Raw genomic sequence first — 16,765 nt, 5'->3', positions numbered from 1 at the left:
GCAATCCTAAACAGAATTTTCGACAACACAGTAACCCTTTGGACGCAGCAAAAGCCTCTCTGGATGGCCAAATGTGACAAAGCCGTAACCAGCCCGGAGCTAACGGATACGGTACCCCTGCAACCACTCCGGGAACTGCTGCTCCAGGGCCGCCACCTTAGGCACATCGCAGACCTGAATGTAGGGATTCTGCGGGTTCTTCATCGCATAATCCTGGTGATACTCCTCGCCACGGAAGAACGTGATGAGCGGGTCGACGGTGGTCACGATGGGGCTGGAGAAAGTGTGCGCGTCGTTGAGCTGCTGGATGTACTCCCGCGCGATGCGAGTCTGCTGGTCGTCGGTGGTGAAGATGCCCGAACGATAGCTGGTGCCCACGTCGTTGCCCTGGCGGTTGAGCTGCGTCGGATCATGCACGACGGAGAAGAAGATGCGCAGCAGCGTTCCGTACGTCACCACGCTGGGGTCGAAGGTGATCTCGATCGCCTCGGCGTGGCCGGTCCAGTCTTCACAGACAGTGCGATAGTTCGCTGTCTCCTCTGCGCCGCCGGTATAGCCCACGACTGTGTCGATCACGCCGCGAACGCGCTGAAAGACAGACTGCACGCCCCAGAAACAACCACCCGCAAAGATAGCGGTCTCCGTCTGGCCGGCTTCATAGCCGGCTTCCGGGGCGACAATGTCGTGAAAAGGAGCGGGAATCGGTTCCGTACGCTTGGGTGTTCCGAAGAGTGCCATAGGGATTGGATGCTCCAGGAGATGTTTGCGGCGCAGGCGTCAAACACCTGCGCCGAATGTGGGATTAGCCCGGAGGCCAGTGCATCGAGCGGCCGCCCAGCAGATGAACGTGCAGATGGTCGACTGTCTGTCCTCCATCCGGACCCGTGTTGACGACAAGTCGATAGCCGTTGTCGAGCTTGCGTTCCCGGGCGAGTTCGCCCACCGCGAAGAGTAGATGCCCGAGCATCTCCTTGTCCGCTGTCGCAGCGTGCGCGTGGGAACGAATGTGCTTCTTGGGGATGACGAGGATGTGCGTCGGGGCCTGCGGCGAGATATCAGGAAACGCCAGCACGAGATCGTCCTCGTACAGCCGCGTAACCGGAATATCACCCGCAACGATCTTGCAGAAGAGGCAGTCCATGGCCTTCACGATACGGCAGAGTCGGCCCGCACGGCCAGTGGACGCGACCGGTCCGTCTGCATCGTAGGAGCAGCGGCCAGAAGCTGACGCGTATACGCATGTTGCGGACGCAGCAAAACATCGTGCGCTGCGCCGCTCTCGACGATGCCTCCCTGCTGCATCACCGCAATGCGATCGGCAATTTCGCCCACAACCGCCAGGTCGTGCGAGATGAAGATCATCGCTAACCCATGCTCATCGCGCAGCCGTCGCAGCAGCGCGAGAATCTGCTCTTGTACCGTGACGTCGAGCGCCGTTGTCGGCTCATCCGCAATCACCAGCCGCGGGCGATTCACCAGCGCCATCGCGATCACGATGCGCTGCCTTTGCCCGCCCGAAAACTGGTGCGGATAATCTCCATAACGCCGCTCAGGATCAGGCAGAGCCACCTCATGCAACGCACGCAGCACGCGCTCTTTCACCTCGCTACGGCCAAGCTTCGGATGATGTGCCTCAACCGCTTCGGCAATCTGTCGGCCGATGCTCATGACAGGGTTCAGCGCCGTCATCGGCTCCTGAAAGATCATCGCAACCTCGCGCCCACGAAGCCGACGAAGCGGGGCCTCACCAAGCGAGAGCAGGCTGGAATGCTCCGCAAACCGGACGGAGCCGGTGATCATCGCAGAAGACGGGAGCAGTCCCATCAGCGCGAGGCTGGTAGCGGACTTTCCCGAGCCCGACTCGCCGACGAGTCCGAGCGTTTCCCCGGCGCGAACGCTGAACGAAACACCCCGCACCGCCTCATACGCACCAAAGCGAATGCGCAGGTCCTGAACGTCAAGCAGCGGATTGTCAGTAAGCCCCATGAATTCTCCGGATACGACCGCGAATGTGCACGGAAGCAATCATTCCTGCAGCGTTTGTCACGACCTTAGACCGTGCCGCCGGAAACTTCCGCCACAGGAGTCTTGGAGCGTTTCCTGCGCGGCAAGGAAAGACCGCGGAACACAATGCGCTTTTTCGGCAATGGCTTAGGGAGAACAAACGCCCCGGTGCTTTCTCCCGGCCAGCCATAGAGGAAGATCATGTAGACAAACCAGTAAAAAAGCAGAACCGGAATGTAGTTGATCGCGCCATCGATAGCCGCAACCACGGCATAGAGCAGCAGCCCCTTGCAGGCGGCCATTCTAGTAGGAGAAGATAGCGCGGAGCGATCCACCGCAAGCAACAGAACGGGGCTGAACATGAGCAACAGAAAGCAACCCAGCCCGAGGAAGCCGAATAAAAATGTGATGGAAAAATAGACCGTCTCGCTCGGCCCCCGTAGCCCTTCAGCAGGGAGAAAGCCAGCGCGGAAAACCTGCGCCAGCATACTAAGACGGCCACCAGCCGTTGGGTCCATCAGGAAACCCAGGTTCAAGCCGCTGAAAGCAAGCACGCCAACAATCAAAATGACCGTCAGGAACATGACAATCAGACGCCCAAGCAAGTTACCCACCTGGAAGCGTGGGAAGAACCTGGCCTGCCGAACCAGATGTGTCATGACAGGAAATAGCTCGTACAGCACCAACCCTAACCAGACGGTTCGGGACAGGGTAAGAACAAGGGCGACTTTGAGCGTGAGCCGGAATGACTTTCGTGGCTCGAGCAGCTCATACAACGGCAGCAGAATCAACGTCGCTACGCCATATAAGTTGCCGTTGTTATACGTGGAAATCAGCTTGAAAAAGAAGCCTCGGTCAATATGCTTGGTTGCCTCCAATCGGCCATAATCCGCAATATTGACGGTCAAGAAAGGGATCTCGACATAATGGCCGGTAATGGGATGCCATACGAAGAGAAATATCCCCCAGATGGCGGCAAACAAAATGCAGAACCGCAGGTACGTCGCCAGCCTTGCGCCATCTGTGATGGCAAGAAACGGCCCATAGATCAGGAAGAATATCCATGGGAGAGCGATGAAACTGATAGCGTTTCCGGCTGCGGTTGGCATATCCACGATGCCTAGCGCAACCCCCGTATAGACGTACAGTGCCTGCATTGGAAAAATGCACAACAGAGCGCAATAGAGGTTTTTTCGATACTGCAGCGGAAGCGCAAGAAGCCTATAAACCACGAAGAGAGGAGTCGATAATGCGATGAAGACATAGCCCCAGGTAATGGGCATCGGTCCAACCTTGAAGCCACCCTTGGGAAACAGCACGTTGAACACCACCAGAAACCAGGCGGAGAACATAACCAAAGGATGGGGACGACGAAAAAGGCGCATATCGATACGAAATCGCCTACTTCCTGCGGAATGCATTACGCAGTCCTGTGAGATGCACTTGTGAAACAGGGTCTGCGCTGATCCGCAACCAGACCCGCTTGATCACAGCAGCCATCAAGCCAAGCACAAGCGAAATAACCGCAGCAAGCAGCAACAGAAGCATACGTGGCGGATACGTCTTGTGATCAGGCACGATAGCGCGGTCGATGACCTCAAAGCTGGAGTTCTTTTCTGCCTCGGCGAGCCTGGCCTTTTCAAACTGGCTGGCTACCGACTCCACAATAAGCTCATGCTGCTTCACATCGCGCTCAGCGCGTTGCATGTCGAGGATCTTCGCAGGCAGACCGGCGGCCGAAGGAGCTGCTTCGACTGGAGAGGCCGTTCCGCTCTCCATCTGATGTTCTTCTGCTTCCAGCTGACGAATCTGCGAACGAAGTGCCTGCACTTCCGGAGCATTCTCCGTTTCGCGCTGCAGAAGGCCGGCCAACTGAACCTGGTAGCCCGTGATCTGCGTGCGAACGCTCTGGATTCCACCAATGCCCATTTGCATTTGGACGGACGGATCGACAAGTCCCGTGCCCTTCTGCGTATGCGCCAGCTTATCTTCCGCAATGCTCAGTAGCTCTCGCTCCTGTTGTAACTGGATCTCGAAAAACTTTCGCGTCTCCGCACTTTGATTCAAGCTGAGGCGATCATTCAGGTCGCGGAGCCCATCAAGATAAGCATTGGCCAACTGCGCAGAACGCTGGGCGTTCGCATCTTTCACCTTGATCGTGATGAGCGAATCTGCACCTTCGGTAAAGGTGGTTTCGCCTGCCAGCATTCCACGAGCCGCGGCGCGGTCCTTGATGTGCATAGCCGCTAGAAACCCCGTGGCATCGATCACATCATCCTGCACGCTGCGGCTTCCGAGCAGCCCGACATAAAGCGCTCCGGGACTGCGCGCACCGAACAACTCAGCCAGCCCGTTGTCCTGTCCTCTCGAGTTTGTCGGAAGGATAGACGCAGAACTGATGAAATGCGACTTCATCGAATAAATCAAAAATGCGCAGAGAAGCAGTACCGGAATCATCGTCGCGAGGATAATTCGCCACTCCGTAACGATAGCTGCAACGATCGCCAGCAGGTCGATGCCCTGCTCCTCTCCGGAGGCGGTTGGGAGTGGTGTTGAAGAATGCTCAATCAACATGCGAAGAAAACCTCAATACAGTCAGACATCTTTGTGAACAGAAAAACCAGACAGCAGAGCAAAGCGACAAACTAGCGCAAAATGCTGATAGCCGCCACACCAAAACCAAGATTTCCAATTACCTGGGAAATGGCCACGATGCGCTGGAGCAAGGCACGTTTATCCAGCACCGGCGGAACAACAATAGTATCCCCCGGATAGATCGGTGCCTCCAAAACATGCGCATACTGACGGCTCACGACCGAGCCATCTGCCCGCAGGACGAAGATACGTTTCTTATCCGCTTCACGATCAGGTCCACCTGCCCGCTGCAAGTACTTCAGCACTTGCTCGCCAGGAGTAAAAAGGAAGGCATTGGCGCTATAGACCTGCCCCTGCACCGTGACGTTCGAAGGAATTCGCGGCACCACGAAACGATCGCCATCCTCTAACGCAATATCGGGAATAGAGTCGATCCCAACGCTATCTGGCTGAAGATCGAGAACAATGCGCCCGATCGGCCTTAGCCTGCGAAGCCGGGCAACAGCGCTGTTTGCATCTGCGGCCGAAGCAATGGCCGCAGTCTGATCTGATGCAGAAACTGCGCGAGCCTCATTCGACGAAGTCACCGCAGAAATCTGCGCCTCCAACTCATCGGCGTACTCGCTCAATCTCTGCTGCTCCACCCGCCGAGTCGACTCACGAGTGAACTCTGAGGCATAGAGGTACGCATCCGACGTTAGGCCACCAGCGCGCCGCACCAGCTGTCGCAGGGTTTCCCCAGGAAGCACGCTGTACACACCCGAAGCCGCAAACTCACCTTCGAGACGAACATAGCGCGTCTGCTGTATTGAGGGAACGCGAATGTCTGCCTTCGAGAAGATGGTGACAATGTCGCCAGGCTGCAGTTCAAAGTTCTGCTGCGCATCGTGCTCAAGGATCAACTTGCCCAGATTGAAAGGGATCAAAGATGTCGTCAGATCAACCGAGTTCTGACGTTCGATGACAGCATAGCTCCAGTTAATGTCAGGTGCCGACAGGACAACGTCTGTCTTCGCGTCGAAAAGAGTATTGCTGGCAGTCAGGGCCGTACCGACAGAGTTGCCTCCCGCATCACCACTGCCCCCATCTTTGCCCCCACCAGCAGTGGCGCCGCTATCAACCTGCTGCCCCTTTACCTGCAGCGCTCCCTGCGAATCCATCGGCTGCAGATTGGAAGCGCTCTCGGGGACGTAATCCTGCTGGGCCTGCCCAAGCTGGTTGCGCTTGCGCCAGTACGCACGCGTGATCAGCGACTCCTTATCAGGGAAAAGGTCCGTAAGATGCATCCCCTGGTGCCAGACGTAACGACCAGGATTCGCTACGTTACCGCGCAAGGTTACAGCGTTACGGAAGCGGTCGATGATGCTGGTGACCGTAATAATGTCGCCATCGCGAATGGGCTCATGGCTTTCGATGGAGAGATCCCGCACAGAGCGATCGGCATGATCGTGTACGCGTTCCAGCCGTACCGTCGTTCCAGAAGCGACGTTGGTTTCTCCTCCAGCCAGAGCCAGAACGGATGAAACATCCGACTCACCCTTCAACTCATAGATACCAGGCGAGCTGACGCTGCCGAGCAGAGCGACCTGGGGGCCTACGAAGGGGAAGAAAACAACATCGCCACTGGCAAGCATGATGTCATGCGACTTATCGCCATGCAGGAGCAGGTCATAAAGATCGAAGTGATCTACCGTTTTGCCATTACGCCGCACCTGAATATCGCGAACCGAGCCGCCCGAAGAGGGGCCACCCGAAGCGAAGATGGCGTTGAGCAATGTGCTTAGTGAGGAGATGGAGTAAGAGCCTGGGCGACGCGCCTGCCCCACCACAAACACTCGAATCGTGCGCAGGCGCCCTAACTGTGCGCTGACAGTGAAGTTCTTGTACACCCGGCCAATCTGGGAACTCAGAAAAGAGTTCAGACGGCCGTAAGGAAGGCCTGCCACCTGCACGGAACCGATCCCGGGAATCGAGATCGAACCGGAGCGGTCTACGCGAAGGTCCAGCTTGTCATTGACAGCACCGGATACCTGGAGGAGGACTTCATCACCGGGCCCAAGAACGTAGTCGTCGTTGACGGGAACATCTTCCACCGGAGCAAAGGTCGTCGGAACTCCGCCGAAGAGTGAAGCTCCAAACACGGGAACACGTCGCCCGGTGCTGGCTTCGACCATCTCTTCAAATTCGGTAGGAACGTCCTGCTTCGTTGACGAAACCTCCGCCCGCTTCTGATCATCCGCAGAAGAGCGCGAATCACCTTCCGACCGGGTATTGCGTGCGGAGCTCTGGTTGCCGAGCGCTCCGGCCGACTGCCCCAATCCAGCGGAACCTGCACTGCTGGAGGCCGCAGCTCCACCACCTCCTCCACCGCCGCCGGTAGCTTGGGCAAAGGCAGCGTTGGAGATCAAAGTCAACCCGAGCACGGGCAAAGCCACATACCGCAGTGATCGAAATAATAGCGAGGAAGACGAAGTGGTCGATGAAGACAAAATCACGCCGGAGGGGGTCCTGTTTCCTGCCGCAAAAGAACGGCTGTATCTATCTGATGGCTCAAGCTGGCGCTGACGTGCAGCCAAAGGTGATGACCAGAAGTCTAACCGATATCGTCTATAGATGCTCGGCAAGCCAAGAGACAGAAAAGCCACTTCCCAAAAGGAAGTGGCTTTTCCAAAAGCGAACGAATCAATTAGCGCGAACGAAAGCGTGCATAGAGCGCCGCACCGGCGGCACCGACGAGACCAAGCACCGCAGTCGGGCACTCCGGCGAATTAACGCAGCCACCCTGAGCATGGGCAAGAGCCGGAATAAGGAAAAGGGAGCCAAGCAGAGCGATGCGCGAGATAGCCTTCATAGCGTTAAAGTCGCCTTCATTGGAAATTTAAATACCTGTTGTTTGCCCGTTCAGAATACCTAGCAGCCCCCGAACAAGCAAGAAAGAACGCATAAACTTTCTGCAAACGTTTTCGTGTCCTCAATCTTGCCTCATATATGAGGCATTCCCTACAACTTTAGGATTTAGTGCTTTCTACCGATGGAGATCTCTGCCGCTTGCTTAGGCGAAGCCGCAACTCCGCAGTCGCTTCCCGATGACAGGGCAGGCAAAGCGTGCGCAGGTTTTCCAGATCACACTCCCCGCCGCCCTCCGCAACGGGCAAAATATGGTCCGCGTCCCACAGCGAGCGCCGCGCCGTAATCGACCGCAAGCCCCACATTTCCAACAGTTGTTCGCGGCTTGCACCTCTGCTGCGCCTCAAGCGGCTGTATTCGGTAACGGTGTCCGTGCTGCAGAGCGAACAGAGCCCTTTGTCCCGCAGGAACACCTGGTCCCGCAGATAGCCCGGGTCGGAGCGTAGGCGCCACTGATGCACGCAGTACTCCGAGCAGAAGGTGCGGCGGCGGGGCGCCAGAATCTCCAGCCGGCACCAACGGCACAGCGGCCGACCGTGCGGGCCTGCTTCGAGTTGCTCAACCCGGGCTCGCCCTGCCTCAGCCAGCGTTCGTGGTGGATGCGCTTTCGACATGATTCTTCCCTGCCCGCAGCATACAGCGGGCCCCTGAAGCGCATCACACAAGCTGCGACAGAAGGAGGGACGACCATGTCAGAGAGCAGCCAACACAACGCGCCCGGCACCATGCCCGGCGACCGCGGCGACGCCAAAGCCCAGCCATCCGGCCCAGACGGCCAGAACCCCGCCACGGCTGGCAGCGGAGAAACGCACACAAAAAGCCAGACCCCGGAGAACGCCGAGGGCAAGATCAACCCATCCGCTCCCGGTGAGACCGGAACGACCGAAAAGTAACGACGAAGAGTAGAGCGAGAGCCCGGTTAGAATCGTAAGAACAATCGGCGCATTCTGCCGGGCCTATAGCTCAATCGGTTAGAGCAGCGAACTCATAATTCGTTGGTTCCAGGTTCAAGTCCTGGTGGGCCCACCAATCTCCCCCCGAAAACTCAACCCAGCCCCCAGCTCAGCTCTCTGTGCCCGATTTGCGTAGCGAGGGAGGAAACTGCGCTGCCGATTATTCCTGTCGGACGAAAGATACGGAGTTCAGCAAAGCAGCGCGGCGGATCTCCGGCAAAGCGTCCAGCAGACGGCGAGCCACCTCGCGCTTCGAAGTCTGAGGAATGCTCTTCTCCCCCGATAACAGAATCAGCGTGCCGCCGTTCCTATCCACGTCGAAACCACTTTCTGCAGACGACACGTCATTTGCAAACAACGCGTCGAGTCCCTTGTCCTGCAGTTTGCGACGGCCCTCTTCGAGCACATGCTCCGTCTCGGCCGCAAAGCCGATCAGTGTCGTTTCCGGGTCGCGATGGCTTGCCAGATCACGCAGAATATCGGGATTCTGCACCAGCTCCAGCGTCAAATTCGCAGACTTCTTCTGCTTCTGTGTCGAGGGCGTTTCCACACGATAATCCGACACAGCCGCCGCCATGAAAACAGCCGTAGCTTCCGGCAACGCAGCGCGGGCAGCCTCATGCATCTCGGCAGCCGTATTCACCCGCACAGTGCGGCAACGTGAAGACTGCGGAGCCTCCTTCGCCGCCGTAACGTACACCACCGACGCACCCCGCGCGAGCGCCTCCTGCGCCAGCGCAAAGCCCATCCGGCCGCTCGATCGATTGGTGAGGAAACGCACCGCGTCGATCGGCTCCCGCGTTCCGCCGGAGGTAATGAGAATCGTCTCTCCTGCAAGGCTCTCTGCACCCACCGCAGCCCGCAAAGCAACGTCGGCAATCACGGCAGGCTCCGCCAACCGGCCTTCGCCAACCATGCCGCAGGCAAGCTCGCCCGACGCAGGCTCCACCACCAGCACACCGCGTGCACGCAGCGTTGCGAGGTTCTCCTGCGTCGCAGCGCTGTGCCACATGTTCACGTTCATCGCCGGGGCAACGATCAGCGGACACGTCGCCGCGAGCGCAGTCGTCGACACCATATCGTCGGCAAGCCCGTGAGCAAGCTTCGCCAGCGTATTCGCCGTAGCAGGCGCGATCACAAACGCCTCCGCTCCCTGCGTAACACTGATGTGCTCAATCTCGAAGCGCTCGACCGTGTCCGTCATCTGCCATACGGAGGTCAGCACCGGCTTACCAGTAAGCGCAGCAAAGGTCAGGGGCGTGATGAACTTCTCTGCCGCAGGCGTCATCAACACCTGGACCTCCGCGCCGTTGCGCTGCAACTCGCGAACGAGCTCCGCAGCCTTATACGCTGCGATGCCTCCGGTAACGCCGACAAGAATCTTCATCGCGCCAACGCCTCCTCCGCAAGCAACTCGCGTACAGCTTCTGGCCTCGGCTCGCGCACGCCGACGACTTCGTTATCGATCAACCGCGTCACGCCGACAAACGCCGCCACTGCCAGCAACGCGCCGGCAGCTTCCTGCACCGGCAGCAACGTAATCGGATCGACTACAGCAACGTAATCCAGCCGCAAGCCAACAACTTCGCTCAGCGTGTCCTGCAACAGCGCGCGCAAAGCTTCGGCAGAACGCTCACCCTGCGAAGCAATCGCCTTTGCTGCGGCCAGGGCACGCGGAATCGCCAACGCCGTCTGTCGTTCTTCCACGCTCAAATAGCGGTTGCGCGAGCTCATCGCCAAGCCATCCGCATCGCGCACCGTGGGACACACCACAAGCTCCAGGCCAAAGTTCAGATCACGCACCATCGTGCGCAACACCGCGACCTGCGCGGCGTCCTTCTGGCCGAAGAACGCGCGGTCCGGCGTCGTGAGAAGAAACAGCTTGGAGACAACCGTAGCCACGCCGCGGAAGTGTCCGGGGCGCGACGCTCCATCCAGCCGCGAGCCAACCTCCGGCACATCGACGAACGTCTCCGCGCCTGCGGGATACATCTCCTCCGTCGTCGGCGCAAAGAGCAGATCGACGCCCTCACTCTCCAGCAACGCAACATCTGCCTCAAAGGTGCGCGGGTACTTCGCGAGGTCTTCATTTGGCGCAAACTGCAGCGGGTTTACGAAGATCGTCGCAATGGTGTGGTCGCAGGCCGCCCGCGACGCACGCACCAGCGAGAGATGGCCCGCATGCAACGCGCCCATCGTCGGCACAAGACCCACGCTTCCGGCAAGCGCACGACGAGCACGACGCAGTTCCGCAATAGAACGAAGAATCTGCATGGCTATCTCACCCCTGCCAGCGCCGCTTCGTGCTGCACGGGCGCATGGTAGCTCTCGGCATCTGCCGGGAAGGTGCGTGCCTGCACGGCATCGCGATACTCCGCCAACCCTGCCTGCATCATCGAACCAGCATCCCCAAACGAGCGAACGAACTTCGGCAGCTTGCGGAAGGAAAGCTCAAACAAATCGTGGAAGACAAGAATCTGTCCGTCGCAATCAGGCCCGGCGCCAATGCCGATCGTCGGAATCGCAAGGTCCGCCGTAATCTCTCGCGCCAACTCACGCGGGATCCCCTCAAGCACCAACGCAATCACGCCTGCGTCTTCCAGACGTAACGCTTCTTCGCGCAGCCGCGCCGCGGCTTCCACGCTGCGTCCCTGCACGCGATAGCCACCCATGCGATGCACCGACTGCGGCGTCAACCCGATGTGGCCGACGACAGGAATCTCAGCTTCGGTCAACGCCCGAACCAGCGCCGCATGGTGCACGGCCCCGCCCTCAAGCTTCACGGCCTCAACGCCTGCTTCCTTCACCAGCCGCAGCGCATTGCGCATCGTCTCTTCGAGCGAAACCTGGTAGCTACCAAACGGCATATCCACCACCAGCATCGCGCGCTTCGTTCCACGGCGAACAGCACGCGCATGGTGCACCATATCGTCCATCGTGACGGCTAGCGTGTCGTCGTAGCCGAGCACGGTCATGCCGACGGAGTCGCCAACCAGCACCATGTCGATGCCAGCTTCGTCGACCAGACGCGCGGTAGGGTAGTCGTAGGCTGTAAGGGCGGTGATCGCAGCAGCACATTGCTTCTGTGCCAGCAGAGTTTGCGACGTAACTTTTGCGCGTTCCGGACGTGCGTCCGCTTCGCGTACTTCAACAAGGCTCATTTCTCTCTCCAGTGCCACTCCACGCTTAAGCGCGGATGCAGCCCGAAACAAGAAAAGTATAGACCTGGAGCCCTCTTTCTGACGACCCGCCGCCGCTAATAGTTATTCGGCTTACCCGGCAGAGGCTTACCCTGCTCCACATGCATGGGGTTGCCCGCGAGGAAGTTGCGGTAGTTCTCCAACTGCGGATCGCCCGTCGCCATCATGTAGTTCAACAACGCTTCCTTCATGTGACTTACACGCGCAGCGTGCTGCGGCGCATTCACTATATTGGTTCGCTGTCCGGGGTCTTCCTGCAGATCGTAGAACGCCAACGGAATACCGTAAAAGAACTGGTCCACCCGAGCATGAAGCGCAGCATCCGTTTGAGAAGCAGCCTTCATCGCAGCCCAGGTCAGGCCCTTCATCGACTCGATGTGGAACTCCAGTTTGCGGTCCGACCACGCCATGAAGACCAGCGAATAGCGATCATCCTGAATCGCGCGCATCGGATAGTTCGCACCAAACGCAACGCTATTGATATGCGTGACGGTGAACTCCGAGCCTGCGTACTTGCGGCCATGCAGCAGCGGCGCCCAGGAGTGCCCATCCATCCCTTCAGGATGCGGTACCTGCAACAGATCGAGCAGCGTCGGCATGTAATCCACGTTGCTCGTCCGTTCGCTGAATGTCTTTGACTCGCGCATCTTCGGCAACTTCAGCAACGCTGGCGTGCGCGTTCCGCTGTCATAGACCGTGGCCTTGCTGAATGGAAACGGCATGCCATGATCGGCAGAGAAGAACACAATCGTGTTCGCCGCTTCAGGCGTTGCCGCAAGCGCAGCCAGCACCTTGCCAATGCTGATATCCATACGCTGCGCGCTGTTGCAGTACTGCGCATACTCGGTCTTGACGTTCGCCAGCGGATCAAGATGTGCAGGCACCGTCACGTCAGCCGCACTCACTTCGCGGGCAACGCGGTACTCCCCCTGCTCCTGATGGTCCACCTCTGCGGCCTCTTCGCTTCCGTAAAAAGGCCGATGCGGATCGTTGATGTTGCAGTTGAGGAAGAATGGCTTCTTCACCTCACGCGCTGCGGCAATCGCGTCGGTCACCGCGGCACCATACTCCGATGGTGCACGCCCCTGTCCCACGACCGCCTTGTCCCACGGAAAGCAGCTTGGGGGCTGCATATGCTCCGTCTTGTGAATCGCGGCAGCGAAATAACCAGCCTGCTTCAACGCTGTCACCAGCGTAGGCGTGCCTTCATTCACCGGCGTAAATCCTAACGCCCCGCTACGATGCGGAACGCGGCCAGTCATCATCGCTTCGCGTGATGGCTGGCAGATCGCCGCCGTCGTGCGCGTATGTACAAAGCGATAGGAACCAGCAGCTAACTTGTCGAGGTTCGGCGTCAGACCGAGCGCATTCCCCATGAAACCGGGCAGGCTCCAGTTCATGTCATCGACAGTGATGAAGAGTAGATTCAGCCGTTCGTGTGGTTTCGTCGCAGCCAGCAATGGCGATGCGGAGATGGATGCTGCCACAACACCTGCACTTGTCTTCAGAAACTCACGTCGCTTCATTCGCTTGCCTGCCTCAAAGCTCTCTGAAATTGAAAACAAGGGCCACGGATACCCGTAGCCCTTGTCGATTACCTAAACCATATCAACGTTGCCGACTTAGTACTGCAGCACATGTGGCGCAGGCCAGGTCATCGTGCCGTCAGACCGGCTGACGTACATAAAGACCTTGTGATCGCCGTTCACGCGCACCGCGACGATAATTCCCGAGCCGAACCTGCCAGTGCCATCCGTCTTCGAAAGATCGACGTGATGCTCCGTGATCGGCGCACTCACCGGGCTGTGCGTCGTCCAGTCTTCGATAAACCGGTTGAGCGGATAGCCAAACTTATCGGGGTGCTGCTCCCAGTTCTTGTCGTTCTGGTAGAGCCCATACGCTGTCTTGTAATCCTTCGCTTCCAGCGCATTGAAGAACGCATTCACCTTGTGCTCTGTCGGCAGGTTCGTAAAGAACCAGCCATGCCCGGCAACGTATCCGCCCATGCCCAGCAGGAAACCGATGATCACCAACGCGACTACCGTGATGATCGAACGCTGAATGATGCGGTCGCGGGTAGGGTCGTACTTCGGGGCGTCCATCAGGGTGCTCATGGCGGTCTGCGCTTCCTTCGGTCTTATGATCTGCGAAAAGCCTAAGCTTCCCTCGACTGTATTAGACACCGGCGCGACGATTTCGGATGGTCACGTCTTTGCTTTAGCGGCTTTAGCGCCGAAAGAACCGTGGTGCCTCATCCTCTTCCGCCGCGCGAAACGAAAACGCATCCGGAAAGTGTTCGATTGCAGGCTCGCATCCCGGCAGCAGATACACAGCCAGCACATCGAAACGCACCGCAATATGACTGCGAAACGGCTCAGGAATACGCTTCAGATACGCCCTGGCCTGCAACCGAAGCTGCTTGCGTTTGTCGGCATCGACAGCCTCTTCCGCAGCATAGGCGTCGCGGGCCGTTCGAGTCTTCACCTCGGCAAGGACCAGCGTTTCTCCCTGCCACGCCACCAGGTCCAGATCGCCCCGGTAGGCCGGATGTCGCCAGCGCCGGGCCACGACCTCCAGCCCCAGCCCTCGCAGAAAGAAAAAAGCAAGATCTTCGCCCTCTTCGCCAGTCAGCAGATGCTCCGGCAGCGGTTTGCGAGCGTTTTCGGCACGCCAGCGCTGCCGCCGCCCCTGCGCCCGCAAAAGCAGTCGCCGATACACCCGCGACTGCCACCCGAACCACCGGGAGCGCAGTGTTTGCGGAGAGGCTGTGTCAATCTCAGCGGAAGCCCCCATCGTCATAGGACGAGCATAGCCTTCGGGCGTGCTTCTGCACAGCCCGCTTGCTATACTTGATCGTGCACCCCGAGCACAATCCCGATCAGCAATCAAAGAAGCAGGTGGATATGTCAGCAAAGTACATCTTTGTGACGGGCGGTGTTGTGTCTTCCCTCGGCAAAGGCCTTGCCGCAGCCTCAATCGGCTGCCTTTTGGAAGCGCGCGGACTCAAGGTCAACCTCATGAAGTTTGACCCGTACCTGAACGTCGATCCCGGTACGATGAGCCCCTTCCAGCACGGCGAAGTTTTCGTTACCGATGACGGAGCCGAGACCGATCTCGACCTCGGCCACTATGAGCGTTTTACCCACGCCAAGCTGAGCCGCGACAACAACCTTACGACCGGCCGCATCTACGAACAGATCATCACCAAGGAGCGCCGCGGCGACTACCTGGGCAAGACGGTTCAGGTCATCCCCCACGTCACCAACGAAATCAAGGCTGCCGCCAAAAAAGTCGGCGCAGACTGCGACGTCGCCATCATTGAAATCGGTGGCACGGTCGGCGACATCGAGTCGCTCCCCTTCCTCGAAGCCATTCGCCAGATGCGCCAGGAACTCGGCCGCGACAACACCGTCTTCGTCCACGTCACGCTGATCCCCTGGATTGCCGCCGCACAGGAGCTGAAGACCAAGCCGACCCAGCACTCCGTCAAGGAGATGCTCTCCATCGGCATCCAGCCCGACATCCTGCTCTGCCGCGCCGACCGCGAAGTGCCGAACGACATGCGTGAGAAGATCGCCGCGTTCTGCAACGTCGAACAGGGCGGCGTCGTCATCGCCCGCGACTGCGCAAGCATCTACGAGGTTCCCCTGAACCTCGCCGACCAGGGCGTCGACTCGCTTGCACTCAAGTACCTGCGCATCGAAACCAAGGTCCCCGACCTCTCGAAGTGGCAGGACATCGTGCACCGCGCCTACAACCCCAAGGACGAGGTCGACATTGCCATCGTCGGCAAGTACGTCGAGTACGAAGACAGCTACAAGTCGCTGAAGGAAGCTCTCGTTCACGGCTCACTGGCAGAAAATCTGAAGCTGCGCGTGCACTGGATCGAGGCCGAAGGCCTGGAGTGCGAGAACTACGCTGACCAGTTGCAGGGCTTCGATGGCATCCTCGTCCCCGGCGGTTTTGGCAAGCGCGGCATCGAGGGCATGTTGAACGCCATCCGCTACGCACGCGAAAGCAAGACGCCGTACTTCGGCATCTGCCTCGGCATGCAGACGGCGTGCATCGAGTACGCCCGCAACGTCGCTGGCCTGAAGGGCGCGAACTCCGGCGAGTTCGACCCGGCAACGCCGCACCGCGTCATTTACAAGCTGCGCGAGCTCACCGGCGTCGAAGAGATGGGAGGAACCATGCGTCTCGGGGCCTACATCTGCAAGATGGAGCCCGACTCCCTGGCCGCCAAGGCGTACGGAACGACGGAGATCAGCGAACGTCATCGCCATCGCTACGAGTTCAACCGCGAGTACGAAGCCGCGCTCACCAACGCTGGCCTGCGACTCACCGGCTCCTCGCCCGAAGGAACGTACGTCGAGATTGTCGAAATCCCGGAGCATCCCTTCTTCCTCGGCTGCCAGTTCCATCCCGAGTTCAAATCCAAGCCACTCGAGCCGCATCCGATCTTCCACGCCTTTGTGAAAGCAAGCTACGCGAACCGTGGCCTGCAGCAAAGCGAGAAGCTCGTCCGCGCCGAAGTCAAGGCCTAGCCCGTACCTGAGCTCATCGAGCTTAGAAAAGACCAGCGAAGGAAGCTTCCACGCAGACAGCGATGTCTGCATCGTGGGAGCGGGCATCGCTGGTCTTCTTCTTGCCGATCGCCTCTCTCAGCGCGGTTTGCGTGTGCATCTGCTCGAAACAGGCGGCGAGGAGCTTGAGGATCGTTCCCAACAGATTGACAACGCCTGCTACCAACCAGCGGACAGCACAGCTCGAACCCGCGCGAGCTCGTCGTCCGTAAACCGACAGCTCTCCACGGCCTCAACGTTCGACCGCAGGTTGCGCGGCGTAATCATCGCCGGAAGCACCGAAGCCACGCCCGTGCCGCTCAGGATCACCCCAAAAACCAGTTCAGGAAACAGTTGCGGATCGTTCCCCTCCGCCAGCTTGCGACGAAGCTCCTCCGGCAGCGCCTCTTCCTTCGCCAGGGCCGCCACCCGTTCCTTCATCGCAGCCACACCCGCTGCGCCGCCAAAGGGATGGTTCGCCACCAGCAGCATGTCTGCATTGGCCCGGGTCACTTCGGTAAACGCAATATTCGTCGGATTAAGC

The 16,765-nt window shown here is 59.0% G+C and carries 18 protein-coding genes and 1 tRNA gene; 3 read left to right on the top strand and 16 right to left on the bottom strand.

Annotated elements, in window-relative coordinates:
* Positions 1–99: 99 nt before the first annotated feature.
* The 8 genes from msrA to PW792_00060 form a co-directional block, all read right to left on the bottom strand.
* On the bottom strand, positions 100–738 hold the full coding sequence (msrA, locus tag PW792_00095; protein ID MDE1160324.1) for a peptide-methionine (S)-S-oxide reductase MsrA: 639 nt from the start codon (positions 736–738) through the stop codon (positions 100–102).
* A 64-nt stretch (positions 739–802) separates the two neighbouring features.
* On the bottom strand, positions 803–1,141 hold the full coding sequence (locus PW792_00090) for a histidine triad nucleotide-binding protein (GenBank protein MDE1160323.1): 339 nt from the start codon (positions 1,139–1,141) through the stop codon (positions 803–805).
* A 5-nt stretch (positions 1,142–1,146) separates the two neighbouring features.
* Entirely contained in the window at positions 1,147–1,986 is an 840-nt protein-coding gene (locus tag PW792_00085; protein ID MDE1160322.1) for an ABC transporter ATP-binding protein, read from the bottom strand.
* 65 nt (positions 1,987–2,051) lie between these two features.
* Complete coding sequence (locus PW792_00080; GenBank protein ID MDE1160321.1) at positions 2,052–3,389, bottom strand: hypothetical protein; 1,338 nt, start codon at positions 3,387–3,389, stop codon at positions 2,052–2,054.
* A 16-nt stretch (positions 3,390–3,405) separates the two neighbouring features.
* Positions 3,406–4,578, bottom strand: a complete 1,173-nt coding sequence (locus PW792_00075) for a GNVR domain-containing protein (protein MDE1160320.1) — start codon at positions 4,576–4,578, stop codon at positions 3,406–3,408.
* Positions 4,579–4,649: 71 nt separating this feature from the next.
* Entirely contained in the window at positions 4,650–7,022 is a 2,373-nt protein-coding gene (locus tag PW792_00070) for an SLBB domain-containing protein (GenBank protein ID MDE1160319.1), read from the bottom strand.
* 263 nt (positions 7,023–7,285) lie between these two features.
* A complete protein-coding gene (locus PW792_00065) occupies positions 7,286–7,450 on the bottom strand; it encodes a PExPT-CTERM protein (protein ID MDE1160318.1) in 165 nt (54 codons plus the stop codon).
* A gap of 157 nt (positions 7,451–7,607) precedes the next feature.
* A complete protein-coding gene (locus PW792_00060) occupies positions 7,608–7,811 on the bottom strand; it encodes an HNH endonuclease signature motif containing protein (protein ID MDE1160317.1) in 204 nt (67 codons plus the stop codon).
* A 150-nt stretch (positions 7,812–7,961) separates the two neighbouring features.
* Between PW792_00060 and PW792_00055 the strand changes: the two genes are divergently transcribed.
* Together PW792_00055 and PW792_00050 are read left to right on the top strand one after the other, a co-directional pair.
* Positions 7,962–8,399, top strand: coding sequence for a hypothetical protein (locus tag PW792_00055; protein MDE1160316.1), 438 nt, complete (start codon positions 7,962–7,964; stop codon positions 8,397–8,399).
* Between the two features lie 59 nt (positions 8,400–8,458).
* A tRNA-Ile gene (locus PW792_00050) sits at positions 8,459–8,535 on the top strand.
* 84 nt (positions 8,536–8,619) lie between these two features.
* On the opposite strand, the gene coaBC is transcribed toward PW792_00050, so the two are convergent.
* The 6 genes from coaBC to PW792_00020 form a co-directional block, all read right to left on the bottom strand.
* Positions 8,620–9,846 carry a bifunctional phosphopantothenoylcysteine decarboxylase/phosphopantothenate--cysteine ligase CoaBC gene (gene coaBC, locus PW792_00045; protein MDE1160315.1) on the bottom strand — a complete coding sequence of 409 codons (1,227 nt, stop codon included), beginning with the start codon at positions 9,844–9,846 and terminating at the stop codon, positions 8,620–8,622.
* Positions 9,843–10,733, bottom strand: coding sequence for a pantoate--beta-alanine ligase (gene panC / locus PW792_00040; protein MDE1160314.1), 891 nt, complete (start codon positions 10,731–10,733; stop codon positions 9,843–9,845). The genes coaBC and panC overlap by 4 nt, the downstream gene beginning before the upstream one ends.
* 2 nt (positions 10,734–10,735) lie before the next feature.
* Positions 10,736–11,620 (bottom strand): 3-methyl-2-oxobutanoate hydroxymethyltransferase, encoded by an 885-nt coding sequence (panB, locus tag PW792_00035; protein ID MDE1160313.1) that lies wholly within the window; start codon positions 11,618–11,620, stop codon positions 10,736–10,738.
* Between the two features lie 95 nt (positions 11,621–11,715).
* Positions 11,716–13,185, bottom strand: a complete 1,470-nt coding sequence (locus PW792_00030; protein MDE1160312.1) for a sulfatase-like hydrolase/transferase — start codon at positions 13,183–13,185, stop codon at positions 11,716–11,718.
* A 96-nt stretch (positions 13,186–13,281) separates the two neighbouring features.
* Positions 13,282–13,773 carry a hypothetical protein gene (locus tag PW792_00025; protein ID MDE1160311.1) on the bottom strand — a complete coding sequence of 164 codons (492 nt, stop codon included), beginning with the start codon at positions 13,771–13,773 and terminating at the stop codon, positions 13,282–13,284.
* 112 nt (positions 13,774–13,885) lie between these two features.
* Positions 13,886–14,458, bottom strand: coding sequence for a YraN family protein (locus PW792_00020; GenBank protein ID MDE1160310.1), 573 nt, complete (start codon positions 14,456–14,458; stop codon positions 13,886–13,888).
* Between the two features lie 104 nt (positions 14,459–14,562).
* On the opposite strand from PW792_00020, the gene PW792_00015 reads away from it, so the two are divergent.
* The gene (locus PW792_00015; protein MDE1160309.1) at positions 14,563–16,203 is read left to right on the top strand and encodes a CTP synthase; all 1,641 of its coding nucleotides are present in this window, start codon (positions 14,563–14,565) and stop codon (positions 16,201–16,203) included.
* 22 nt (positions 16,204–16,225) lie between these two features.
* Here PW792_00015 and PW792_00010 read toward each other — a convergent pair whose 3' ends face one another.
* A complete protein-coding gene (locus PW792_00010) occupies positions 16,226–16,384 on the bottom strand; it encodes a hypothetical protein (GenBank protein MDE1160308.1) in 159 nt (52 codons plus the stop codon).
* A 17-nt stretch (positions 16,385–16,401) separates the two neighbouring features.
* On the bottom strand, positions 16,402–16,765 hold a 364-nt coding region (locus tag PW792_00005), incomplete at its 5' end, for a hypothetical protein (protein MDE1160307.1).

The sequence above is a fragment of the Acidobacteriaceae bacterium genome (assembly GCA_028283655.1).
Classification (GTDB): domain Bacteria; phylum Acidobacteriota; class Terriglobia; order Terriglobales; family Acidobacteriaceae; genus Granulicella.
The sequence above is the reverse complement of the archived record's forward strand: the minus strand, read 5'-3'. Positions and strand labels throughout refer to the sequence as shown.